This window comes from Janthinobacterium sp. P210005 (genome assembly GCF_036231865.1).
GTDB lineage: Bacteria > Pseudomonadota > Gammaproteobacteria > Burkholderiales > Burkholderiaceae_D > Janthinobacterium > Janthinobacterium kumbetense.
This window is the reverse complement of sequence record NZ_JAZARC010000004.1, coordinates 54,360-78,284: the sequence shown is the minus strand read 5'-3', so window position 1 is coordinate 78,284 and position 23,925 is coordinate 54,360. Positions and strand designations below refer to the sequence as shown.

General features: G+C 64.1%; 19 protein-coding genes. 16 read left to right on the top strand and 3 right to left on the bottom strand.

The genetic code is table 11. The features are described 5' to 3' along the window. Positions 1-45 precede the first annotated feature (45 nt). Complete coding sequence (locus VPH40_RS16960; RefSeq protein WP_099665076.1) at positions 46-2,277, top strand: heparinase II/III domain-containing protein; 2,232 nt, start codon at positions 46-48, stop codon at positions 2,275-2,277. Positions 2,278-2,325: 48 nt separating this feature from the next. Here the strand turns inward: VPH40_RS16960 and VPH40_RS16955 are convergent, their stop codons facing one another. After that, complete coding sequence (locus tag VPH40_RS16955) at positions 2,326-3,312, bottom strand: glycosyltransferase (protein ID WP_328574012.1); 987 nt, start codon at positions 3,310-3,312, stop codon at positions 2,326-2,328. Positions 3,313-3,617: 305 nt separating this feature from the next. Between VPH40_RS16955 and VPH40_RS16950 the strand changes: the two genes are divergently transcribed. The 9 genes from VPH40_RS16950 to VPH40_RS16910 all read left to right on the top strand — a co-directional run bounded on the left by VPH40_RS16950 (position 3,618) and on the right by VPH40_RS16910 (position 16,357). Then, positions 3,618-4,829, top strand: coding sequence for a glycosyltransferase (locus VPH40_RS16950; protein WP_328574011.1), 1,212 nt, complete (start codon positions 3,618-3,620; stop codon positions 4,827-4,829). Between the two features lie 231 nt (positions 4,830-5,060). Continuing rightward, complete coding sequence (locus VPH40_RS16945; protein WP_328574010.1) at positions 5,061-6,095, top strand: glycosyltransferase family 4 protein; 1,035 nt, start codon at positions 5,061-5,063, stop codon at positions 6,093-6,095. Positions 6,096-6,121: 26 nt separating this feature from the next. Then, a complete protein-coding gene (gene asnB, locus VPH40_RS16940; RefSeq protein ID WP_328574009.1) occupies positions 6,122-7,990 on the top strand; it encodes an asparagine synthase (glutamine-hydrolyzing) in 1,869 nt (622 codons plus the stop codon). Between the two features lie 7 nt (positions 7,991-7,997). Then, on the top strand, positions 7,998-10,013 hold the full coding sequence (locus tag VPH40_RS16935; protein WP_328574008.1) for a heparinase II/III family protein: 2,016 nt from the start codon (positions 7,998-8,000) through the stop codon (positions 10,011-10,013). Further along, positions 10,010-11,320, top strand: coding sequence for a nucleotide sugar dehydrogenase (locus tag VPH40_RS16930; RefSeq protein ID WP_077400992.1), 1,311 nt, complete (start codon positions 10,010-10,012; stop codon positions 11,318-11,320). Before VPH40_RS16935 ends, VPH40_RS16930 begins: the two co-directional genes overlap by 4 nt. Next, a complete protein-coding gene (locus VPH40_RS16925; protein ID WP_328574007.1) occupies positions 11,301-12,563 on the top strand; it encodes a glycosyltransferase family 4 protein in 1,263 nt (420 codons plus the stop codon). The genes VPH40_RS16930 and VPH40_RS16925 overlap by 20 nt, the downstream gene beginning before the upstream one ends. 49 nt (positions 12,564-12,612) lie before the next feature. Beyond that, the gene (locus VPH40_RS16920; RefSeq protein WP_289918400.1) at positions 12,613-13,767 is read left to right on the top strand and encodes an NDP-sugar synthase; all 1,155 of its coding nucleotides are present in this window, start codon (positions 12,613-12,615) and stop codon (positions 13,765-13,767) included. 20 nt (positions 13,768-13,787) lie between these two features. Continuing rightward, positions 13,788-15,242 carry a mannose-1-phosphate guanylyltransferase/mannose-6-phosphate isomerase gene (locus VPH40_RS16915; protein WP_099665069.1) on the top strand — a complete coding sequence of 485 codons (1,455 nt, stop codon included), beginning with the start codon at positions 13,788-13,790 and terminating at the stop codon, positions 15,240-15,242. A 74-nt stretch (positions 15,243-15,316) separates the two neighbouring features. After that, positions 15,317-16,357: a TIGR03790 family protein gene (locus tag VPH40_RS16910; protein WP_289906139.1), complete on the top strand. Its 1,041-nt coding sequence runs from the start codon at positions 15,317-15,319 to the stop codon at positions 16,355-16,357. Positions 16,358-16,422: 65 nt separating this feature from the next. On the opposite strand, the gene VPH40_RS16905 is transcribed toward VPH40_RS16910, so the two are convergent. Then, entirely contained in the window at positions 16,423-17,145 is a 723-nt protein-coding gene (locus VPH40_RS16905) for a PEP-CTERM sorting domain-containing protein (RefSeq protein WP_251350025.1), read from the bottom strand. Between VPH40_RS16905 and VPH40_RS16900 the strand changes: the two genes are divergently transcribed. The 5 genes from VPH40_RS16900 (at position 17,144) to VPH40_RS16880 (ending at position 22,846) form a co-directional block, all read left to right on the top strand. Continuing rightward, on the top strand, positions 17,144-17,470 hold the full coding sequence (locus tag VPH40_RS16900; RefSeq protein WP_328574006.1) for a hypothetical protein: 327 nt from the start codon (positions 17,144-17,146) through the stop codon (positions 17,468-17,470). The genes VPH40_RS16905 and VPH40_RS16900 overlap by 2 nt on opposite strands. A gap of 124 nt (positions 17,471-17,594) precedes the next feature. Then, a complete protein-coding gene (locus tag VPH40_RS16895) occupies positions 17,595-20,609 on the top strand; it encodes an ExeM/NucH family extracellular endonuclease (protein ID WP_328574005.1) in 3,015 nt (1,004 codons plus the stop codon). A 10-nt stretch (positions 20,610-20,619) separates the two neighbouring features. Further along, positions 20,620-21,258 carry an NF038129 family PEP-CTERM protein gene (locus tag VPH40_RS16890; RefSeq protein ID WP_328574004.1) on the top strand — a complete coding sequence of 213 codons (639 nt, stop codon included), beginning with the start codon at positions 20,620-20,622 and terminating at the stop codon, positions 21,256-21,258. 194 nt (positions 21,259-21,452) lie between these two features. Further along, positions 21,453-22,163, top strand: a complete 711-nt coding sequence (locus VPH40_RS16885; protein WP_251350029.1) for a winged helix-turn-helix domain-containing protein — start codon at positions 21,453-21,455, stop codon at positions 22,161-22,163. Beyond that, positions 22,163-22,846: a LuxR C-terminal-related transcriptional regulator gene (locus VPH40_RS16880; RefSeq protein ID WP_328574248.1), complete on the top strand. Its 684-nt coding sequence runs from the start codon at positions 22,163-22,165 to the stop codon at positions 22,844-22,846. Before VPH40_RS16885 ends, VPH40_RS16880 begins: the two co-directional genes overlap by 1 nt. Before the next feature lie 6 nt (positions 22,847-22,852). Here VPH40_RS16880 and VPH40_RS16875 read toward each other — a convergent pair whose 3' ends face one another. Next, complete coding sequence (locus VPH40_RS16875; RefSeq protein ID WP_251350030.1) at positions 22,853-23,218, bottom strand: protease inhibitor I9 family protein; 366 nt, start codon at positions 23,216-23,218, stop codon at positions 22,853-22,855. Positions 23,219-23,480: 262 nt separating this feature from the next. Here VPH40_RS16875 and gspG point away from each other — a divergent pair, with 262 nt between their 5' ends. Continuing rightward, the gene (gene gspG / locus VPH40_RS16870; RefSeq protein ID WP_034751618.1) at positions 23,481-23,924 is read left to right on the top strand and encodes a type II secretion system major pseudopilin GspG; all 444 of its coding nucleotides are present in this window, start codon (positions 23,481-23,483) and stop codon (positions 23,922-23,924) included. Position 23,925: the final 1 nt, after the last annotated feature.

Below are 23,925 nucleotides of genomic sequence, written 5' to 3'. Positions count from 1 at the left end.
CAGCGGCGGTATCTTGCTCGATAGTTGATGTTAAGAAGGTAATCTATGAAATTCGCTAAATATACGCTGGTCAAAGTGGCGCTGCTGCTCGTCTGTTCAGCCTGCGGCCAGGCCCAGGCCGACTGGGCCCTGGCGACCGACCCATTGGCCGTCCGCACCTTGCCGGACAACCGCCAGATCCAGCCGCAAAATCCCCCCAGTTTTACCTGGTCGCGCCATCCGCTGTCGCCGGCGTCGTATGTCATTGAAGTCAAATTGGCGGGCACCGTGGTCAGCACCTTCACGTCGGCGCGCAACTGGTATCTGCCATCCAAGAAATTTGCGGCAGGCACCTATAGCTGGCGCGTGCGTCCCAGCACGAGCAATGAATGGTCGAGTCCGCGAACCTTTGTGATCGACGCCACGTCGAAAGTGTTCGAAGTGCCGGAAAGCAGCACCTTGCGCGCTGCCATCGTCTTGCGCCCGCGTCCGCGCGGCCTGGAGGATAACGCGACCTTTTTTGCGAGCTGGAGCGCGGCCAAGCGCGCCGACCGCAGCCAGGTGCTGACCTGGCTGAGTACCGAGGTGATACGTAATATGACGGCGATCGCGCCCGTCTCCGACGCCGAGTGGCCATTGTCTCCAGGCAAGGTGCGCACGGCCGCCAACGAGGCGCAGAATGCGCGCGTCATTTCGCGCACGAATCAGAGCGCACGCCAGCTCGAGGCGGCCTCGCTGCTGTACCGCGTGACGGGCGAGAACCAGTATCTGGTGGAGGCGATCGCGCGCGGCGACCAGGAAGCCGCGCTCAGCCCGAACGGCGGTACCAGTTTTGTCAACCATGACCAGGGCAACCGCGCCATTGCGCAAAGCCTGATCAAGGCGGTCGACAACCTGGGCAGCGCCCTCGATGCGCCGCGCCGCGCCGCATGGCTGGAAATGGTACGCGTTCGTACCAATGCGATGTACCTCGACCTGGCTGCGCAGACGGGGCGCCTGGACCAGTATCCCTACGATTCCCACGCCGCCAGCAATATCGGTTTCCTGACGCTGATTTCAACGCTGTCCCTGGGCGATATCCCGGAGGCGAAGGACTGGTTCGATTTCTCGTTCCGCGCCTTTGTCAGTTCCTACAGCGTGTGGAGCGGTCCGGAGGGCGGTTTTGCCAACGGCACGGCGTATGCCGAGTATGAAGCCGACTATGCGCTGCAGATCTGGCCGGCGCTTGCCTACGCGACCAAGGTCGACCTGTTCACCAAGCCCTGGGCCAGCGGCTTCCTCGATTACTTGATGCATTTCGTGCCGCCCGGTTCGCAGACCCACGTGTTTGGCGACGGGCACGAGACGCTGCCTGAAATCCGCATGATGAAGGGTTTCGCCGCGCATTTCGCCACGCCTGCCGCGGCGTGGTATTACAAGAACCTGATCCGCACCGACGATTCGCTGGCCACCTTGCAGGCGCCGTACCCGTTGCCGGTGGCGACGGTGGCCACGCCCGCGCCGCCAGGCAACTCGGCGTATTACCCCAGCATCGGCTGGGCCGCCATGCACAGCGACATCGGCAATCTGCAGCGCACCTCGGTGTATTTCAAATCGAGTCCCTACGGTTCGTTCAATCACAGCCACGGCGACCAGAACGGCTTTGTGCTGGCCAGCGCGGGCGTGCCCCTGCTGACGGAAAGCGGCTGGTACGACTGGTACGATTCGCCGCTGTGGAGTTCCTGGTACCGCCAGACCAAGGCCCACAATGCCTTGACGTTCGACAATGGCCAGGGCCAGCTGGTCGACGGCTATGAGACGACCATGGCGCGCAACGGCCGCATCACCGCCTTTGCTCCCAAGGCCACCGTCGACTATGTGGCGGGCGACGCCACGCTGGCCTATGGCGGCCAGCTGACATCGGCGCTACGCAAGCTGTGGTTCCTGCGCACCACGGACGCCGTGGTGGTGCAGGACCAGGTGACCTCGGCCACGCCGCGCGTGTTCGAGTGGAACTTCCATACGTATGCGCCTATCGTGGTCGACGCCGGCGGCGCCATCTCGGTGACGAATCAGGGCCGCAAGGTGTGCGTGGTGCCGGTCAGCACCGGCGCGCGTTTCGAAAAGCGCACGGGACCTCCGCCGCAGCCCGGTACCTATGAAGAGCATGGGGTGTTCATCAAGTCGGCCGCGGCGCTGAGCGGCGAATTCCTCACGGTGCTCGATGTCGGCTGCAAGAAGCCGCTGATCAAGCTGGGCAAAAGCGGCACGGCCCGCACGCTGACGGTCGGCAAGCAAGTGGTGACATTGCCTAACTGACCGCCGGTTCAAGGAAAATCCACTGTCGTCGTTGCGACAGTGGATTTTTTAATTGGCGAGCAGAAATTGTTCGATTTCCTGGCCCGGTCCGCCGCGCTGTTCCATTTGGGCGCAGGCGCGCGACACCTGCGCGGCCAAGCCTGCGCGGAATGCCTCGTCGGACAGGGCGCGGCGCAAGCCTTCGCGCATGGCGCCGCTGTCGCCGGCGGCAACGAAGCCGGCGTAATCGCGTCCCAGGTACGCTTCGATGGCTTCGTGGCGCGTGGCGATCAGCGGTTTTCCATTGCGCAATACCCGCAGCAGCACGCTCTGGCCACAGGCTTCGCCCTGGCTTTTCAGCGGCATGGCGACCACCCGGCTGCTTGCCAGCAGCTTTTCAAACTGCGCTTCCGGCAAGTCGAGATGGACCGTGGTCTGCGCCGGGTCTTGCGCGGGGATCTGGTTTTGCGCCGACGCCACGATCACCAGGTGCGCTTCCAGCCCGTGCGCCGCGTCCAGCAGCAGGTCGTAATCGCGGTTGGAAAAGCCGCCGGAGAAGATGCTGCCGTCATCTTGCCGCTGGGACGCCGTGGTGGCACCGTCGAGATGCTGGCGCCACAGGTGGAAATGCACGGCGGCGGGCGCGATGCCGACGTTGTCGGTCAGGTTGCGCGTTTCGCCGCTGGAAAAAGTAATGAATTCCAGTCCGGGGAAATTGAGCAGGCGCCAGGCCCGGTTGATCACGTTGCGGGCCCGCGTGCCATGGATGAAACAAGCCATCACCAGCAGGCGCTGCGGGCGCGGTAGCAGGCCCAGGCGTATCAGCGCCAGCACGGGCAGCGCCTGCCAGCCGACGACCAGCAGGCGGTCTTGCTGGCGCCATAATTTGCGCGTGCGCAACAGCGACGGCGACAGCATGGCGGCCAGGATGGACAGTTTGCTGCGCATGTGCGCCTGCGCGTCCGGCCCGATATGCGTCACGCGCGCGCCGCCCGCCGCCAGATGCTCGACGATGTCGTGGTAGGTTCCCGCTTCCGACAGCAGCACGTGGATCATTGTTGCGCCTTATTAAAAATGAACATTATCACATTAAAACAACAGCCAGGGCCGTTCCGGCCCTCGTTGTCACACAATTAATGATTGGCAATCGACTGCATTATTACAATAGCATTAAAATGGACGTTTATGCATTGTTTCAGCGTGAGACCTGTCATGCTGCGGCCAGCTTGCCGCTCATCAATGGTGCAAGCTTGGTTTGATGCTACTAATGCAATATAATTAATTATTTCGTAAGGGCATGATATGCTTCGGCGCATGGCGTATTGTATCTGCCTCAACCTTTTTTTGCCGTCGAACCGCCTATGTCCCTGAAGATTTTGCAACTGGTGCCGGAAAGCCTGCCCACGTTTCGTCCCGATGTCGCGGTAATGTTCGGCAAGTACCTGCCGCGCCACGGCGTCGAATGCGATATCGTCGGCATGCCGTCGCAACAGCCGCCGCAGGCGCAGGGTTTCCGTTCGGTGCGCCACGGGCGTTTCCTGGGCAGCCGCCTGTTGCGCGAACTGGCTTTCCAGTGGCTCTGCCTGCGCGCCCTGGCGGGCGCCCGCCGCGCCGGTTGCGATGCGATCCAGGTGCGCGACATGGTGCCCACGGGCCTGCTTGCCCTGCTGGTGGCGCGCCTGAAGGGCATACCGTTCTATTACTGGGTGTCATACCTGATCAGCGAGGGACGCATCGAACGGGCGCGCAGCAGCCTGGCGCAGCGCCCCACCTTGCGCGCGCGCCTGGTGCTGTGCAAGGGTTTGCTCGAACAATGGTTGTTGTACCGCATTGTGTTGCCGCGCGCCAATCATGTGTTCGTGCAAAGCGACGCGATGCTGCGCATGATGCAGGCGCGCGGCATCGCGGCGCAGCGCCTCACTGCCGTGCCCATGGGGGTCGACATGGAAGTGTTGCAGGCGCAAGCCATCGCGCCCGTCCGGCCGGAGGGCTGGGAGGAGGTGCCCTTGCTGGCCTACCTGGGCACGCTCGACCAGTCGCGCCAGCTGGAACGCTTGCTGGACGCCTTGCTGATCGTGCGCCAGCGCATCCCCGCAGCCTGTCTGTTGCTGATCGGCGCTTCCGATACGCCATCCGACGTCGATGACTTGCTTGCCTATGCGCAGCGCGCCGGCTTGGCCGGGGCCGTGCGCGTGACGGGCTGGCTGCCCTCGGACCAGGCCTGGCCCCTGCTGGCCGGGGCCGACGCCGCGCTGTCGTATATTCCCCGTGGCGCCCTGTTCGACGTCAGTTCGCCCACCAAGCTGCTCGAATACCTGGCCTTGCGCATGCCGGCCGTGGGCAATGACAGCCCGGACCAGGCCGAAGTACTGACGGCCAGCGGCGCAGGTTGGCTGACGGCCAGCGAACCGGCCGCCATGGCCGCGGCGATGGCGGCCATCTTGTCCGATGTGCCCGCAGCGCGCGCCCGCGCCCAGGCCGGCGTCGCCTATATCGAGGCGCGGCGCAGCTACCGCGTGCTGGCGCAGGCACTGGCGCAGCGCTACCAGGATCTGGCCGGCGCGCGCCGTTGACGCCCATGGCTGGAAGCGCAGGCAAGAAGTTGTTGCCGAACACGTAAACGGCGCTCAGAATGCACCATGGGTGGTGTTCCCTGGAAGAAAATTGTTGTAGATGTTAGCGCAATGCAGCAAATATATTTGTCTTCGCGTCTAAATTACAAAAGTACAACATATAATACCAATATGACTACGATAATGCTGCTAGGACCTGCACTTAATGCGGTGAGCGGGGTAACCACCCATTTGAATCAACTATTTCACAGTTCTTTGTCGCAAGACTACAAGCTCGTGCACTTCCAGGTCGGCAGCGAGGGCCGCAATGAGTCGCGCCTGCACAAGCTGCTGCGTTTCGCCTGGAGCCCCGTGCAGTTCGTGCAGGCCATGCGCAGGCAGCGTCCGCAGATCGTGCATATCAACACGTCCATGGAGTGGCGCAGCTACTGGCGCGACATCGTGTATCTGCTGCTGGCCAAGGCCATGGGCAAGCGCGTCGTGTACCAGGTGCATGGCGGCGCCTTGCCGCAGGTGTTTTTCAACGGCAAGCCATTGCTGACGGGTTTGCTGCGCCGCGTGCTGCGCGCGGCCGATGTGGTGGTGTTGCTGGCGCAATGCGAACTGCAGGGCTATCGCGATTTCGATCCCGCGCTGGCGCTCGACGTGATACCCAACGCCATCGATGCGGGCAGCGACCCTGGCGACAGGCCGCTCGTGCCGCAGCGTCCGCTGTCACTCGTGTACGTGGGGCGCCTGGCGGAAAGCAAGGGCCTGTTCGACTTGCTCGAAGGGCTGCGCCTGGCGCGCGCCGCAGGCGTGCAAGCCACGCTGGCGCTGGCCGGCAGCGGCCCCCAGGAAGCGGCGCTGCGCGAGCGCGTCGCCGGGCTCGGCTTGCAAGAGGCGGTGCGCTTTCTCGGCCCCGTCTTTGGCGCCGAAAAGGAAGCCGTATGGCGCCAGGCCGACCTGTTCGGTTTTCCTACCTTGCACCAGGAAGGCTTGCCGTATGCGCTACTGGAAAGCATGGCCGCGCGCACGCCCGTCCTGGTATGCCCCGTGGGCGCGATTGCCGACGTGATGCAGGATGGCGTGCATGGCGTGTTCTTGCCGCGGCGCAATCCCCAGGCGCTGGCGGACGCCATCGCGCGCCTCGACGGCGACCGCGCCCTGTTGCTGCGCATGGGGCAAGCGTGCCGCGAGCGCATCGAAAGCGCCTATACGGTCGAGCGCCTGGCGCAGGATTTTCGCCGCGTCTACCGCGTCTTGCTGGCGCCGCCGGCAGTCTAGCCGAACCCTTTTTTAAGCGAGCCTATATGTGCGGTATTGCCGGTTTGATCTTCCCCTCGTCCGTCGCCGGCTTGCCCGCGGCGCTCGACGCCATGGGGCGCGCCATCGCGCACCGCGGTCCCGATGACACGGGCGTGCTCAACGCGGCCACGGCCGACGGCGCCTGGCAGGTGGGCTTGCTGCACCGCCGCCTGTCCATCATCGACATCGCCACGGGCCACCAGCCGCTGGGCAATGAGACGGGCGACGTGCAAATCATCTTCAATGGCGAAATCTACAATTTCCAGCCCCTGCGCGACGAATTGATCGCGCTGGGTCACCATTTCCGCACGGCATCCGACACGGAAACCATCGTGCATGCCTACGTGCAATGGGGCGAGGAGTGCGTGCAGCATTTCCGCGGCATGTTTGCGTTTGCCATCTGGGATGCGCGCAACGACCGCCTGTTCATGGCGCGCGACCCGTTCGGCAAGAAACCCCTGTTCCTGTGGCAGCACGAGGGAAAACTGGCTTTCGGCTCGGAAATCAAGGCGCTGCTGGCCTTGCCGGACGTGGCGCCGCAAGCGGACGAGGCCGCCATCTGGGATTATTTCGCCTACCGCTACGTGCCGGGCCCGGCCACCTTGTTCCAGGGCATCCGCAAGCTGGCGCCCGGTTCCACGGCCACGTGGGAAAACGGCGTGTTGCGCGAGCGCGTGTATTACACGCCGCCCGACAGCCGGCCCCGCCTGGCGGCCCCGTTGCCGGCCGACCCCGTTGCCACCTTCCTCGACAAGCTCGATGAATCGGTGCGCATCCGCATGATTTCCGACGTGCCCTTCGGCGCTTTTTTGTCCGGCGGCATCGATTCGTCGGCCGTCGTGGCGCTGATGTCGCGCCATGCGGGCGTGCCCGTGAAGACTTTTTCCGTCGGCTTCAAGGAGGGCGGCTTCAGCGAGCTGGCGTATGCGGCCGATATCGCGCGGCAATTTTCCACGGAACACCATGAGCTGGAAGTGTCCGTCGACCAGGTCATCGCCTTGCTGCCCGACCTCGTGCGTTTCCGCGACGCCCCCGTGGCCGAGCCATCCGACATTCCCATCTACCTGCTGGCGAAGGAATCGCGCAAGACGGTCAAGATGGTCTTGACGGGCGAAGGCTCCGATGAAATCCTCGGCGGTTACCCCAAGCACGTGTACGAGCGCTATGCGGGCAATTACCAGATGCTGCCGGGCCTGCTGCGCCGGGGCTTGATCGAGCCGGCCATCGGCGCCTTGCCGTACCGTTTCCGCCGCGCCAAGACGGCCATCGTCAACCTGGGCCTGGAAGCGTTCCACGAACGCATGCCGCGCTGGTTCGGCATGATGTCCGATCAGGAACGCGCGCGCCTGGTGGCCATGCCCGCGCCGGCGCGCCAGCGCGATCCCTCGCTGGGCTGCGGCAGCGCCGGCAACAGCGCCTTGCGCCGCATCCTGTGTTTCGATCAGCTGAGCTGGCTGCCCGACAACCTGCTCGAGCGGGGCGACCGCATGACCATGGCCGCGTCGCTGGAAGCGCGCATGCCCTTCATGGACCACGAACTGGCGGCGTATGTGGCTAGCCTGCCGGACGAGTACCGCGTGCGCGGCCGCACCACCAAGTGGATCTTGCGCGAAGCCATGAAGCAACTGTTGCCGCAAGCCATACTGGAGCGGCCGAAAGTGGGCTTCCGCGTGCCCGTCAACGAATGGTTCCGCGGCCCCATGAAGGATTATCTGTACGAACACTTGACGGGCGCCGAGTCGCGCACGCGCCACTATTACCATACACAAGCCCTGCAGCAGGTGCTGGCCGAACACGTGGCTGGACGGCAAAACCACGAGAAACTGCTGTGGAGCTTGCTCACCCTGGAAATCTGGCACCGCCAGTATCTGTGAGACGTCCATGCTGAGCAACCTGTCCTGGAAACTGAACCGCTTGCGCGCCATGGGGGCGCCCGAGGTGGCGCATCGCGTGCGTGATGCCTTGCAGCAACGGCTGCAGGCGCGCGGCTATGGCCTGGCGCAGGTGCCGCCGCCCGCCGTGCGCCAGCGTTTCGGCGCACCCTGGCTGGGCATGCCCATCGACACGGCGCCGCACCTGGCGGCGGCCGAACGCATCCTCGCGGGCCGCTTCGATGTGTTCGCCCTGCGCGATGCGGAGCTGGGTTTCCCGCCGCAATGGAACCGCGATCCGAAGACGGGCACCGTCGTGCCCTTGGATTTTGGCAAGACGCTCAATTACCGCGACGAAACCGTGGTGGGCGATATCAAATGCCTGTGGGAACCGAACCGCCACCTGGCCGTGGCCGACCTGGCGATGGCCTACCGCCTCGGCGGCGACTTGCGCCATGCGCAAGGTGTACAAGTCCTGCTTGAATCGTGGTGGCAGCAATGTCCGTATCCGCTGGGACCGAACTGGAGCAGCGCGCTGGAGCTGGCCTTGCGCCTGGTCAGCTGGTCGCATGCGTGGCACTTGCTCGGAGGCATTAACAGCCCCCTGTTCCAGGGTGCGCAGGGGCAAGCCTTCCTGCAGCGCTGGCTCGACAGCATCTACCAGCATTGCCACTTCATCGCGGGACACTTTTCGCGCCACTCGTCGGCCAACAATCACCTGTTTGGCGAGTTGACGGGCCTGCATATCGCCGCGCTCACGTGGCCTTGCTGGCCGGAAAGTGCCGGCTGGCTGGCGCAGACGGAACGCGAGCTGGAAGCGCAGGCGCTGCAGCAGAACGGACCCGATGGCGTGAACCGTGAGCAAGCCATTTATTACCAGCACACGGTGGCCGATGAAATGCTGCTGTGCGTGCTGGCGGGCCGCGCCAATGGCCGGCCCCGCTCGGCCGCCTTTTTGCGGCGCCTGGAAGCCATGCTGGAATTTATCGCCGCCATGACGAACGTGGCGGGCGAGGTGCCGATGCTCGGCGACGCCGACGACGCGCTGCTGGCGCACTGGGACAAGGCGCCGGGCGCCAATCCCTACACGTCGCTGCTGGCCAGCGGAGCGGCCCTGTTTGGCCGTGCGGACTTCAAGGCCAAGGCGCGCACGTTCGACGAGAAAAGCGCCTGGCTGCTGGGCGAGGCGGGGAGCCAGGCGTTTGACGCCTTGCCGGACGCTGCGCCCGATACCTTGCCGCGCGCCTTCCCCGATGGCGGCTATTACGTGATGGGCGCCGGCTTTGGCACGCCCGACGAAGTGCGCCTGATTGCCGATGCCGGCCCGCTGGGCTACCTGGGCATCGCCGCGCACGGCCACGCCGATGCGCTGGCGCTGACCTTGTCCGTGGCGGGCCAGATGGTGCTGGTCGATCCGGGTACCTATGCCTACCATACGCACAAGCAGTGGCGCGATTATTTCCGTGGCACCAGCGCGCACAACACCGTGCGCATCGATGGCCGCGACCAGTCCGAGTCGGGCGGCAACTTCCTGTGGCTGCGCAAGGCCAGGGCCGAGTGCCTGGCGTGGCGTGACGATGCCGATGGGCAATTCTGGAGCGCCAGCCATGACGGCTACCTGGGCTTGAAAGATGGCGTGCTGCACCGGCGCGACGTGCGCCTGGCGCCCGGCGCCGCGCTGATCGTGGTCGATGACGTGCTCGAATGCCAGGACGCGCATGAGGTGGAATTGTTCTGGCACGTCGATCCCCGCTGCCGCGTGCAACTGGACGGCCAGGTGCTGCGCGTGGCGGGCGACGCCTTCGCGCTGGAGATGCATTTACCGCCGTTGCCGGATGCTTCCGTGCAACTGGTATGCGGCAGCGACCATCCGCCGCTGGGCTGGATTTCGCACCGCTTCGATGAAAAACAGGCTGCGCCTGTGTTGGTCTGGCGCGGGCGGCTGCAAGGCGCAGCCACCTTGCGCACGGAGTTTCACCTGAGTTTGGCTACCCCTGATCTGTCAGAAAATACGAGGAAAACATGAAAATTAGCATATTTGGTTTGGGTTATGTGGGTGCCGTCTCGGCTGGTTGCCTGGCAACGGATGGACACGAAGTCATCGGCGTCGATCCGAACAGGACCAAGGTGGAGCTGATCAATCAGGGCACCACGCCCATCATTGAAAAAGACATCGGCGAAATGATCGCCGCCACCGTGAAGAGCGGCCATTTGCGCGCCACCTTCGACGTGCGCGACGCCGTTTTCGGCTCGGACATGTCGCTCATCTGCGTGGGCACGCCGTCGCAGCTCAATGGCAACCTGGACCTGAGCCACGTGCGCAAGGTGTGCCAGGAAATCGGTGCCGCCATCCGTGAAAAGGATACTTTCCACGTCGTCGTTGCGCGCTCGACCATGTTGCCCGGCTCCATGCGTTCGCTCGTCATCCCGACCCTGGAAGCGGCGTCGGGCAAGGTGGCCGGCGTCGATTTCGGCGTATGCAACAACCCGGAATTCTTGCGCGAAGGCACGGCCGTCTACGATTACTACAATCCGCCGAAGACGGTGATCGGCGAATCCGACGAAAAGGCGGGCGCGCTGCTGGTGCAGCTGTATGAAAAGATGGATGCGCCGCTGGTGCGCACGGACGTGGAAACGGCCGAGATGGTCAAGTACACGGACAACACCTGGCACGCCGTGAAAGTGGCGTTCGCGAATGAAATCGGCAACATCTGCAAGGCCGTCGGCATCGATGGCCACAAGGTGATGGAAATCTTTTGCCAGGATACCAAGCTGAACCTGTCGCCGTACTACATGAAGCCGGGCTTCGCCTTCGGCGGTTCGTGCCTGCCGAAAGACGTGCGCGCGCTGACCTACAAGGCGCGCAGCCTGGACCTCGATTTGCCCTTGCTGAACTCTATCCTGCCGTCGAATCAGCGGCAAGTGGAAAAGGGCATCAAGATGATCGTCGACAAAGGTGCGCGCAAGGTGGGCATCCTGGGCTTCTCGTTCAAGGCCGGCACGGACGACTTGCGCGAGTCGCCGCTGGTCGATGTCATCGAGTATCTGCTGGGCAAGGGCTACGAGCTGAAGCTGTACGACAAGAACGTCAACCTGGCCGCCTTGACGGGCGCCAACCAGGATTACATCCTCAATCACATCCCGCACATTTCCAAGCTGATGGTGACGAACATGCAGGACGTGCTCGATTTTGCCGACACCATCGTCATCGGCAATGGCGCGGCCGAATTCAAGACCGTGCCCGCCAGCCTGCAGCCGCACCAGCACATCGTCGACCTGGTGCGCATCAGCAAAGAACAAAGTGGAGAGCAATATGACGGCATCTGCTGGTAACACCGTGGCAGGACAGCCGCGCCGGGTGCTGATCCTGGTGGAAAACCTGCCGTCGCCGTTCGACCGGCGCGTGTGGCAGGAAGCGACCACCCTGCATGCGAACGGTTATGAAGTGTCGATCATTTGCCCGACGGGCAAGGGCTACGAGTCGCGCTATGAAGCCATCGACGGCATCCATATCTACCGCTACCACCTGCCGCTGGAAGCGGAAGGGGCGAAGGGCTACCTGGTCGAGTATTCGCTGGCCCTGTTCCACACTTTCCGCCTGGCATGGAAAGTGCATTTCGCGCGCGGCTTCGACGTCATCCACGCCTGCAATCCGCCCGATCTGCTGTTCCTCATCGGCGGCTTCTTCAAGTTAACGATGGGCAAGCGTTTCCTGTTCGACCACCATGACATCAATCCGGAGCTGTACGAAGCCAAGTTCGGCCGGCGCGATTTCTTTTACAAGCTGATGGTGCTGTTCGAGCGCTGGTCGTTCCGGAGCGCCGACGTGTCGATCGCCACCAACGAGTCGTACAAGAAGATCGCCATCGAGCGGGGCGGCATGAAGCCCGAGGATGTCTACGTGGTGCGCAGCGGACCCAAGCTGGACCGCCTGCGCGTGCTGCCGCCCGTGGCGGAACTCAAGAAGGGCCGCGCCTACCTGGTCGGCTACGTGGGCGTGATGGGCGCGCAGGAAGGCATCGACCTGCTGCTGCAGGCGGCGCAATACATCGTGCAAACCCTGAAGCGCGACGATGTGCAGTTCGGCCTGGTGGGCGGCGGCACCTCGCTGGAACAGATGAAGCAGATGGCGCAGGACCTGGGCATTGCCGACTACGTGACGTTTACGGGGCGCGTGCCGGACCAGCAATTGCTGGAAATGCTCAATACGTCCGATGTGTGCGTGAATCCGGACGTGGCCAACGACATGAACGACAAGTCGACCATGAACAAGATCATGGAATACATGGCGCTGGGCAAACCGATCGTGCAGTTTGATCTGGTCGAGGGCAAGGTTTCCGCGCAGCAGGCATCCTTGTATGCATTGAAGAACGATCCCATCGACATGGCGCGCAAGATCGTCGACTTGCTGGACGACCCGGCCCGCCGCGAGCAGATGGGGGCGTTTGGCCGCCATCGCGTGATTAACGAACTGGAGTGGGAATATGAAGCGCCGAAGCTGCTGGCCGCGTATGCGCGCCTGTTTCCCGCCGCCGCGCCCGCCGCTCCCGTGACCTTGAGCAAGGATGGCCGCTGAAGTGCGCCGCCTGGCCAGCCATCCCCAACCCTGATGGAGCAGTTTGACGATGAAAGCGATGATATTGGCAGCAGGCAAGGGCACGCGCGTGCAGCCCCTGACCTATGATTTGCCCAAGCCGATGATCCCCATCCTGGGCAAACCCGTGATGGCTTACCTGGTGGAACACCTGGCGCAGCATGGCGTGACCGACATCATGGTCAACGTCAGCTACCTGCATGAAAAGATCGAGGAGTATTTCGGCGAAGGCCACCAGTTCGGCGTGCGCATCGGCTATTCCTTCGAAGGCTATACGAACGATGCGGGCGAGGTCGTGCCGCAACCGCTCGGCTCGGCTGGCGGCATGAAGAAGATCCAGGAGTTCGGCGGCTTTTTCGACGATACGACGATCGTGCTGTGCGGCGACGCCTTGATCGACCTCGACCTGGCAGCGGCCCTGCGCGAGCACCGCAGCAAGGGCGCGCTGGCGTCCGTCATCACCCTGGAAGTGCCGTGGGACAAGGTGTCGAGCTATGGCGTGGTGGTCAGCGATGCCGACGGGCGCGTGCGCGCCTTCCAGGAAAAGCCGGCGCAGGCCGATGCGCTGTCCAATTGCGTCAGCACCGGCATCTACCTGTTCGAGCCGGCCGTGCTGGACCTGATTCCCGCCGGCCAGCCCTTCGATATCGGCTCGGAACTGTTTCCCCTGCTGGTCGCGCAAGGCTTGCCCTTCCATGCGCAAAAACGCCAGTACAACTGGATCGATATCGGCAGCATCAAGGATTACTGGGAAGTGCTGCAAAGCGTGCTGATGGGAAAAGTGGCCCATTTGCACGTGCCTGGCACCCAGATCGCCGATGGCGTGTGGGCCGGCCTGAACACGAGCATCGACTGGAGCGGCGGCACGCGCATCGAAGGCCCCGTCTACATCGGCTCGGGTTGCCGCATCGAGGCGGGCACGACCATCATCGGGCCGGCCTGGATCGGCCATGGCAGCCACGTCTGCGGTGGCGCCGAAGTGGTGCGCAGCGTGCTGTTCGAGTACACGCGCGTGCTGCCTGGCGTGGTGCTGGATGAAATGATCGTCTTCAAGGATTATAGTGTCGACCGTGCCGGCCAGATGCGCCATGTCTCCGACTATGAAAAAGATGCCTGGGGCAATGCGCGCGACCGGCGCAGCCTGCGCCGCGACGAAACGCCGCCGGCCCTGTATGCTGCCCAATAAACTGTTTGCGAAGTGAAACCATGAAAATTTATCCAGTCATCCTGTCCGGCGGTTCGGGCACCCGTTTATGGCCGCTGTCGCGCGCCGTGTTGCCCAAGCAACTGTTGCCGCTGGTAACGGACAAGACCATGTTGCAGGAAACGGCGTTGCGCGTGACCAGCCTGCCCAACCGCCGTGCCGGCGATAGCGGACTGGCCGGTTTCGACGTCATGCCGCCGCTGGTGGTGTGCGGCAACGAGCACCGCTTCATGGTGGCCGAGCAACTGCGCGAGATCGGCTTGCCGCCGCTGGGCATCTTGCTTGAGCCCGTGGGGCGCAACACGGCGCCGGCCGTGGCCGTGGCCGCGCAATTCCTGCTGGCCATCGACCCGCAGGCGCTGATGCTGGTCTTGCCGGCCGACCATGTCATCACCGACGTGGCCGCGTTTCACCAGGCGATCGCCGAGGCGGCCCTGCTGGCGGCCGATGGCGCGCTGGCCACCTTCGGCATCGTGCCGACGGCGCCGGAAACGGGCTATGGCTACATCCGCAGCGGCGCGCCCGTCAATCCGGGCGCCGCGGGCTGCAAGGTCGAGCGTTTCGTGGAAAAGCCGGACCTGGCCACGGCGCAGTCGTTCCTTGCCGCCGGTAATTATTTCTGGAACAGCGGCATGTTCATGTTCCGCGCCGAACGCTATCTGGGCGAGCTGGGGCAATTCCAGCCCGCCATGCTGGCCGCCTGCGAAACGGCCGTGCGCGACGGTTACCGCGACCTCGATTTCTGCCGCCTGCAAGAGCAGGCCTTCGCCGCCTGCCCATCCGATTCGATCGACTATGCCGTCATGGAGCATACGGCGCATGCGGTGGTGTTGCCGGCCGCCATAGGCTGGAGCGATGTCGGTTCCTGGTCGGCCCTGTGGGAAGTGCAGCAGGGGGACGCCAACGGCAACGTGGTGCGCGGCGACGTGTATCTCGATGGCGTGAGCAATTGCCTGGTGCGCGCCGAGCGCCGCATGGTGGCCGTGCTGGGCGTGCAGGACCTGGTCGTGGTGGAAACGGACGATGCGGTATTGATCGCGCACAAGGACCAGGTGCAGCGCGTGAAGCAGGTGGTCGACCACTTGAAGCAGGCGGGACGCAGCGAACACGTGCAGCACCGTAAGGTGTACCGCCCGTGGGGCAGTTATGAAGGCATCGATATCGGCGAACGCTTCCAGGTCAAGCGCATCACCGTCAATCCGGGCGGCAAGCTGTCCCTGCAGATGCACCATCACCGCGCCGAACACTGGGTGGTGGTCAGCGGCACGGCGCAAGTCACGTGCGGTGAGAAGGTGACCTTGCTGACGGAAAACGAATCGACGTATATTCCCATCGGCATGACGCACCGCCTGGAAAATCCGGGCAAGCTGCCCTTGCACCTGATCGAAGTGCAGTCGGGCAGCTACCTGGGCGAAGACGACATCGTGCGCCTGGAGGATGTCTACCAGCGCGCCTGATGGCGTTCTCATCGCAGGGCAGCCGCGCCCCTGGCCGGCTGCCTCCGATCCCTCACTTACCGGTGTACCGACCCTTGCGCAACTTCCTTTGTCTTTCGCTGGCGCTGGCCGCCGGCGCCGCCCATGCCGACGCGCCAGCCGCCGCTGCCGCAGCCGTGGCGCCGCCCGGCTTGCAGGCGTCGCAGCTGGCCATCGTCATCAACGACGCCGAACCCAACAGTGTCGAGGTGGGCGAGTACTACCGCAAGGCGCACGGCATTCCTGCCGCGAATGTGGCGCACGTGAATATTCCCAACCGCCCCCGCAAGCTCAGCATCGACCAGTTCGCGCAGTTGAAGGAACGCATCAATGCGCAGCTGAAACCCGAGATCCAGGCCGTACTGATGGTGTGGAGCGCGCCGTATGCCGTCGAATGCAATGCCATCACCGCCGCTTTCACCCTCGGTTATGACGGGGATCAATGCGCGAAGACCTGCGATCCCGGCAAGCCCAGCAAGTATTTCAACAGCGAGGCGGCGCAACCCTACACGCAGCTGGGCTTGCGCCTGTCGATGCTGCTGCCTGTCGATTTCGTGGAAGAGGCCAAGGCCGTGGTGGACCGCGGCGCCGTCAGCGGCTTTTCCGTGCCGGCCGCCAGCGCCTATTATTTGACCACCAGCGACGCGGTGCGCAACAGCCGGGCCGGTTTCTTTCCACCCGCTGGCGTCGTGCGCCAGCGCAAGCTGACCGTCAAGAACCTCAAGGCGGACAGCCTGGAAGGGGCGCAAGACATCATGGTGTACCAGACGGGGCAGGCCAAGGTGGCCAAGCTGGAGACCCTGCATTTCCTGCCCGGCGCCCTGGCCGACCACCTGACCTCGTTTGGCGGCGACTTGCAGGGCAGTAGCCAGATGAGCAGCCAGCGCTGGCTGGAGGCGGGCGCGACGGCCAGTTATGGCACTGTCAGCGAACCGTGCAGTTATTGGCAAAAGTTTCCCAATCCGACCGTGCTGCTGCGCCGCTACCTGTCCGGCAGCACGGCGCTGGAAGCGTACTGGGGCAGCGTGCTGTGGCCGGCCCAGGGCCTGTTCATCGGCGACCCGCTGGCGGCGCCGTATGCGGGTTTCCGGCGCTGAAACCGGATTCTTCCAGACAATAAAAAAGGCCCTTGCGGGCCTTTTTTCATGGTGCTGCGTGACGGTTACTTGCTTTTGCGGCGGCGCGCCAGGGCGACGAGGCCCAGTCCGGCCAGCAGCATGGCATAGGTTTCCGGTTCCGGCACGGCCGGGATTTCCGGCGTCACGGGGAGGATGCTGCCGCCCGTAAAGCCGCCACCCGAACCGCCGCCGCCGACACCGTTGCTGCCGGTGGGCAAGTTTTCACCCAGCGACGACGAAACGATCAAGGGCGCCTGGGTGTCGCCGCTGCGGGCCTGATACGAACGGCCCGGACCACGGTAGCCGGCCGCGTCATCGAAAGGACGGTTTTCTTCGGCGGCCACGAAGTCGCGCGTGATAAAGCTGAAGTCGCGGTCGTCGCTGGCACGCACCTTGCGCGGTTCGCCGGCACCGGCACCGTCAGGCAACTGGCGCGCGGTCAGGCGGTGATTATTCTCGGCCGATGACGAATTGCGGAATTCCTGGTCGGACACGATGCCGTCAAATTCCGGCGTCTTGTTCGAGCCGTCGTTGGTGCGCGTGCCGGAGCCGATGAAGCCATTGGCCAGGCTGCAGGCGCTGTAGGTGCCGTCCAGGTTGGCGTCTTTCGTATTGCCATTCGCCGATTGCGTGCTGGCCTGGCAATTCTTTTCATTCTTTTGCGCAGGCGCGGCCGTTTGTGCCTGGGCGCTGGCGCCGAAGAACATCAAGGCCGCGGCCAGCAGCAAGGGACGGGAAGAGGCTGGCGTGAAAATTGGTGTTGGCATGATCGATCTCTCAAAAAGCATGGAAGGGTGCGCCGCTGGGCGCGTATGTCCGCATGCGATTGTTGCCGCTCCCGTCCAGGCTACTGTTGCGAGCAAGGCAGGGAGTGCGTTTCAAGGTCAGGCATGGATGGGGCCTGCACTACTGGGTCTGGTGTTGCCGTTCAATTCCTTGTCAGGAACTAAACTTATTTGTTTGAATTATATCATATTGTGCGGCGGCATAACGACCTGGCTTGCTTTGTACAGCCTGGCGTTGTTGAAAGGATACTTTCGGCAGGCGGCCGCCAGCCTGGATCCGCGCTGCGCATTACTCCGTTCAGCTTAATGAAATGTCATCAACTCGTCATGCACACTGTTTAGTATGCAAATCATAAGTTCGTCATCATTTTGTCAAGAACAGCCTGCCAGCGCCTGTCCGGGTTGGCGTCATCTTACCGACCAGGAAAACCATGAATGTCCACCTTGCCGTCCCGTCCGTCCCGCTCTCGTCCCTGCGTAAACCGTTGCGCCTGACGGTCATGGCCGCCGTGCTGGCCAGCCTGTCCTTGCCAGCCTTGGCCGTATCCGATGTCGTCATCAGCCAGGTATATGGGGGCGGCGGCAATACGGGCGCCGTGTACCGCAACGATTTCATCGAGCTGTTCAATCGTGGCGCCAGTCCCGTCAACCTGAGCAACTGGAGCGTGCAGTACGGCGCCGCCGCCAACACGAGCTGGTCCGTGACGGCCTTGCCGGCTATCGATTTGCAACCTGGCCAGTATTTGCTGGTCCAGCAAGCCAAGGGCACGGGCGGCACGCAGGACTTGCCGACGCCGGACGCGACGGGCACCCTGGCCATGTCCGGCACGACGGGCAAGGTACTGTTGAGTAATAGCAAGACGGCCCAGGTGGGCGCCAGCCCCACGGGCGCGGCCGTCATCGACCTGGTCGGCTTCGGCACGGCCAACGGCTTCGAAGGCGCCGTGGCGCCCGCGCCCTCGAATACCCTGGCGATTCTGCGCGCCAATGGCGGCTGCGGCGACACGGACGATAACAGCGTGGATTTTGCCACCGGCAGCGTGACGCCGCGCAATACGGCCTCGCCGCTGAATGTGTGCGGCGGCCCCGTCGTGCACAAGATCATCACCAGTTGCCCTGCCAGCCTGGCCTTGGCCGTGGGCAATGGCGGCAGCGCCGTGCTGCGCGCGTCCGACGCGGATGGCGTCGTGAACGCCGCTATCTTGAGTTCGCCGGCCGTGGCCGGCATCAGCCTGGCCAACTTCAGCGCGGCCGGCGTGGCGGGCGAGAGCGCCATGGTCAGCCTGCTGGTGGCCGCCGGCGTGCCGGTGGGCAATTATCCCGTGATCGTCAGCTTCAGCAATGACCAGCAGCAGACGGCTACCTGCAAGGTGGATGTCGCCGTGCAAGGCCTGGCCGCCGTCAGCCACACGATTCCGCAAATCCAGGGCAGTGGCGCGGCCAGCCCCTACGCCAATTCCGTGCAGACGACGGAAGGCGTGGTGACCCTGAAAGTGGGCACGGGCTTCTTCATCCAGGACGCGGCCGGCGACGGCGATCCATCGACGTCGGACGGCATCTTCGTGTACACGGGCGCGACGGCCACCACCGTGCAGCCGGGCGAGCTGGTGCGCGTGACGGGCACGGTGTTCGAATACACGCCCACGGGCGCCAAGAATTCCTACACGGAATTGAAGGACGTGACGGCCATCCTCACGCAAAGCGCGGGCCACGGCATCGTGCCGACGAATGTGACCTTGCCGAACGACAAGCTGGCCGCCGTGGAAGGCATGCTGGTGCGTTTCACGCAGCCCCTGACCGTGTCGCAAAACGCCTACCTGGGCGCGCGCGGCGAGCTGACCCTGTCGGCGGGCCGGCGCGAAGTGCCGACCAACCGTTATCCGGCCGGCTCCGCCGAGGCGCAAGCCTTGATCGCCGCCAATGCGAACAACCTGATTGTGCTCGATGATGGCATTTTCGTCACGCCGCCCACGATTCCCTACATCGGCCAGGACAACACCGTGCGCAGCGGCGATACAGTGGCCGACCTGACGGGCGTGGTCGATTTCGGTGCCATCGGCGGTGGCGGGGCCGCATATAAATTGCAGCCGACGCAGATGCCGCAGTTTTCGCGCGACAACCCGCGCACGGGCAGCCCGGAACTGCCATCCGGCAACGTCAAGGTGGCCAGCGCGAATGTGCTGAATTTCTTCACGACCTTTACGAATGGCAACAATATCTTTGGGCAGACGGGGCAGGGCTGCACCGTGGGCGCCTCGACCACCAAGTCGAACTGCCGCGGTGCCGACAACCTGGCCGAATTCGAGCGCCAGCGCGACAAGATCGTGGCCGAACTGAAAGCCATTGATGCGGACGTGGTGGGTTTGATGGAAATCCAGAACAATGGCGAAATCGCCGTCACTTACCTGGTCGACCAGCTGAACGCGGCCATCGGCGGCGTCACGTATGCCGTGGTGCCGAAGCCGGCCGCCACGGGCACGGACGCCATCCGCGTGGCCATGATCTACAAGCCGGGCAAGCTGGGCCTGGTGGGCGGCGCCTTGTCGGACGCCAACGCCATCAACAACCGGCCACCGATGGCGCAAACTTTTCTTGCGAGCAATGGCGAGAAATTCTCGCTGATCGTCAACCACCTGAAATCGAAGGGTAGCTGCCCGTCGAGCGGGCTGGACGCGGACCAGAACGATAGCCAGAGCTGCTGGAACGCCACCCGCGTGCAGCAAGCCCAGCGCCTGGTGGGCAGCTTCGTGCCGCAGGTGGCGGCCGCTGCCGGCGACGCTGACGTGCTGGTCATCGGCGACCTCAATTCCTATGGCGCGGAAGACCCGATCCAGGTCATCACGGGCGCCGGCTTCGTCAACGAACTCGAGCGTTTCGTGCGGCCGTCCGGCATGCCGTACTCGTACGTGTTTGGCGGCCAGAGCGGCTACCTCGACCACGCGCTGGCGAGCGCGTCGCTGAGCCCGCAAGTGGCCGGCGTGGCCGAATGGCATGTGAATGCGGATGAGCCGGAAGTGATCGACTACAACATCGATTCGGCCAAGCCGCAAGACTTGTACAACGCCTTGCCTTACCGCGCCTCGGACCATGACCCCGTCGTCATCAGTCTGGACTTGCAGCCCGCCTACCGCGACATCACGGCCGGCGTGGCGCAAGCCAGCTCGGGCCTCGCGTACAACCGCGCGACGCAAAAATACACGGGCACGTTCTCGTTCACCAACACGGGTACGAGCGCCTTGAGCGGCCCGTTCCAGGTGGCGTTCGGCGGCTTGCCGGCCGGCGTCAGCCTGGCCAATGCCACGGGTACCCATGCGGGCGCCGCATATGTCACCGTCAACGCCGCCAGCCTGGCGCCGGGCGCGACGGCCTCGTTTTCCGTCAGTTTCACCAATCCGTCGAAAGTGACGATCACCTACTCGGCCAGCATCTACGCCGGCAACTTCTAAGGACACCATCATGTTGACAACAAAACTCCATCCGGCCTTGCGCCGCGCCGTGCTGGCCGCCGTGCTGGCCGCCAGTTCCAGCGTGGCGCTGGCGGATCCGCTGGCCTATCGCGTGGAAATCGACACGAGCGCCTTTTCCGGCGCCGGCTTCCTCGACTTCGCCTTTATCGCCGGCAACAGCCCCGCGCCGGGCGCCAGCGCCGTGCTCAGCAATTTTTCGGGCGCGTTCGGCGCGCTGGAATCGCTGGAAGGCAATGTCAGCGGCAGCGTGCCCGGTACCTTGACCTTCGGCAATAGCGGCGCCTACAACGACTGGTTCCACAACGTGACCTTGGGCGGCAAGTTCGGATTCAACGTCGTCTTCGGCGGCGACTTCCTGAACACGGCCGGCAACGCGGGCACGACGTTTGGCGTGGGCTTGCTCGACTACACGGGTATGGCTTACCTGGGCAATGCGAATGGCAACCTGCTGCAATTCGAACTGACCCCGCTGAACGGCGGCTTGCCCGCCAGCATAGCCGGCAGCACCTACGCCAGCATCGCGACGATCTCGGCCGTGCCGGAAGCGTCGGAATGGATGATGCTCACGGGCGGCCTGGCGCTGATCGGTTTTGCCCTGCGCCGGCGCCGGTTCGTCACGCCAGCATAAATAGTCGTTGTCCCGCCTGAACACAGCGCGCCTCGGTGCGCTGTGTTTTTTTTCGCCTATTTATTCGGAATAGCTATAAATCGGGAAACTAAATTGTATTAGTCACCGTTTTACGCTTGATGCATAGTCAAAAACTTGTCGTGCCGTCTAGTTTCTCAGGGAGGGCCGCCCACTTTTTTCGGGAGGATGCATCGATGCGCCGTCATATTCTGCTGCTGGATCCTGCGCCAGCCTCGCAAGCCTTGCTGGTGCATAACCTGCAAGGCGCCGGCTACCGGGTCAGCTGCGCCGTGGATGCGCGCGGCGCGCTGGCCTTGCTGGCCGCCGATCCACCCGACGTGCTGCTGCTGGAATGGGAGCTGCCGGATGCGTCCGGCATCGCGCTGCTGCGCCAGGTGCGCCAGGATGGCGTGCTGTGCGACTTGCCCATCATCATGGTCAGCGCGCGCGACAGCGAACAGGACAAGGTGCTGGCCCTGGAAAGCGGCGCCGACGATTATCTGTGCAAGCCCGTCGGCCCCCGTGAAATGCTGGCACGCGTGCATGCCTTGCTGCGCCGCCGCGCGCCAGCGGCCTTGCGCGCAGGTTCAAGCGCGGACGGCGCCGCCTTGCGGCTCGATCCGCACACCCGGCGCGTGACGGCCGGCAGCGTGCCTGTCAGCCTGGGCCGCGTGGAATTCAAGCTGCTGCATTTTTTGATGGACCATCCGGGCAGGGTGCATAGCCGCGCGCAACTGCTGGACCAGGTGTGGGGCCATGCCGCGTATCTGGACGAACGCACGGTCGACGCCCACGTGGGACGCTTGCGGCAGGCTTTGCTGCCGGGCGGCTGCGGCCACCGCATCGAAACCGTGCGCGGCAGCGGCTACCGCTACCTGGCGTTTGACACCGCCGTGTGCGCCTGATGTTGCTGACGGGGCGGGAACAGGAATACTTGCTGCACGCCATACTCGGCGCGCATGGCATCGCCGCGCCCGGCGATTTCTTTTTGTGGAGCCAGGGGCCGCTGCAGGCGCTGCTGCCGCATGCCGTCCTCGTCTGCGCGCAACTGGGCGCCGATGGCGGCGTGGTGCGCAGCGCGGCCTGGCATAGCGCGGTGCTGGCCGAAGCCGAGGTGCGGGACTTCAGCGACCCGCGCCACGGACAGGTGGCCCGGCTGGCGCAGGCCTGGCGCGCTGGCGGGCGGCGCGTCGCCTTCATCGACGGGACCCTCGTGCATGGCAGCGCGGGCGCTGGCGGCGGCAGTTTCTTTGCCCTGTTCCGCGCCCCCTGCGCTGCCTGGCCCGACCCGGCGCGCCAAGCGTACGTGCTGGAATTGCTGCTGCCCTGCCTGCATCTGCATTGGCTGGCGCTGCCGGACGGCGCGCAGGCAGTTCCTGCCGGCGCGGCGCGCGCGGCCAGTGCGCGCGAGTTGGAAGTGCTGCACTGGGTCAGCATCGGCAAGAGCAATGAAGAGGTGGGGCAAATCCTCGGCATCAGCGGGGGGACCGTGAAAAGCCACTTGCAGCGCATCTATAAATTATTGGGGGTGAGCAATCGCACGCAAGCCGTCTCGCGCGGCATCGCGCTGCGCCTGCTGGCCGCCTGATGCTGCTTAGCGCTGCGGCCGGGGTGCGGCGGTCCGGTGCATGCCGCCGCTGTTGAACTGATCCTCGGTGTCGGGCGCCACCCGCGCGACGAGGGGGCTGGTGCGCAGGCGCTGGACTTCGGCCGGCGTCAGCAGGGCGGCAAAGCCGTTCAGCGCGGCCGTGTAGTGATATTGCACGATGGCATCGGGCACCAGCGCCAGCACGGCGCGCCGTCCCGCTTCCCGTTGGGTTTCCCGCTGGATTGCGTCAGGCGGCGTCAACTGCATGCGCACTTCAACAATATATGGCTGCCGCTGTGGCGCCGCCGACGCGCCGGCAGGCAGTACGCTGGCGGCGGCCAGGATGGCAAGGCTGAAACGGATTGCAGACATGCAAGCTCCCAAGGCAGGCGGCGTGGCCGCACATGCGCCGATTGTACGCCTGCCGCGGGACAGGTGGCGCGCGACTTGCGTTAGTGCAAACGCGATGGTTTCCCCTGGGATTTTGTTGTTTTCAGTACAAACAAAAGATTGTATTAACCATAAGCGGCATGGTAGCCTGCTAGGCATCAGGCAGGCGCGCGCCGCCTGTGCGCGGCCACCAGCGGTGCACATGGCGGCAATGTATTGAAGGTAGGCAATAAGGAGTTACCGGATGCATGCAGCACACAGGCAGAACCTTGCAGCAACGCGCCATGCGCGCGGCTTTACCTTGCTCGAATTGCTGGTCGTCATCGTCATCATCGGCTTGCTGGCGGCGTATGTCGGCCCCAAATATTTCGCCCAATTGGGCAAATCCGAAGTGACGGTGGCCAAGGCGCAGATCGAGGCGTTTGAAAAATCGCTCGACACCTACCGCCTCGACGTGGGGCGCTACCCGACCACGGAAGAAGGCCTGGCCGCGCTGCTGGTCGCGCCGCCCGCCGCCGGCACGCGCTGGAATGGACCCTACCTGAAAAAGGCCGTGCCGCTCGACCCGTGGGGCCATGCCTATCAATACCGCGCCCCGGGCAGCAAGGGCGAATATGACATCGTCTCGATGGGCAAGGATGGCCAGCCGGGCGGCAGCGGCGAGAACGCCGACATCAGTTCGCAATAAC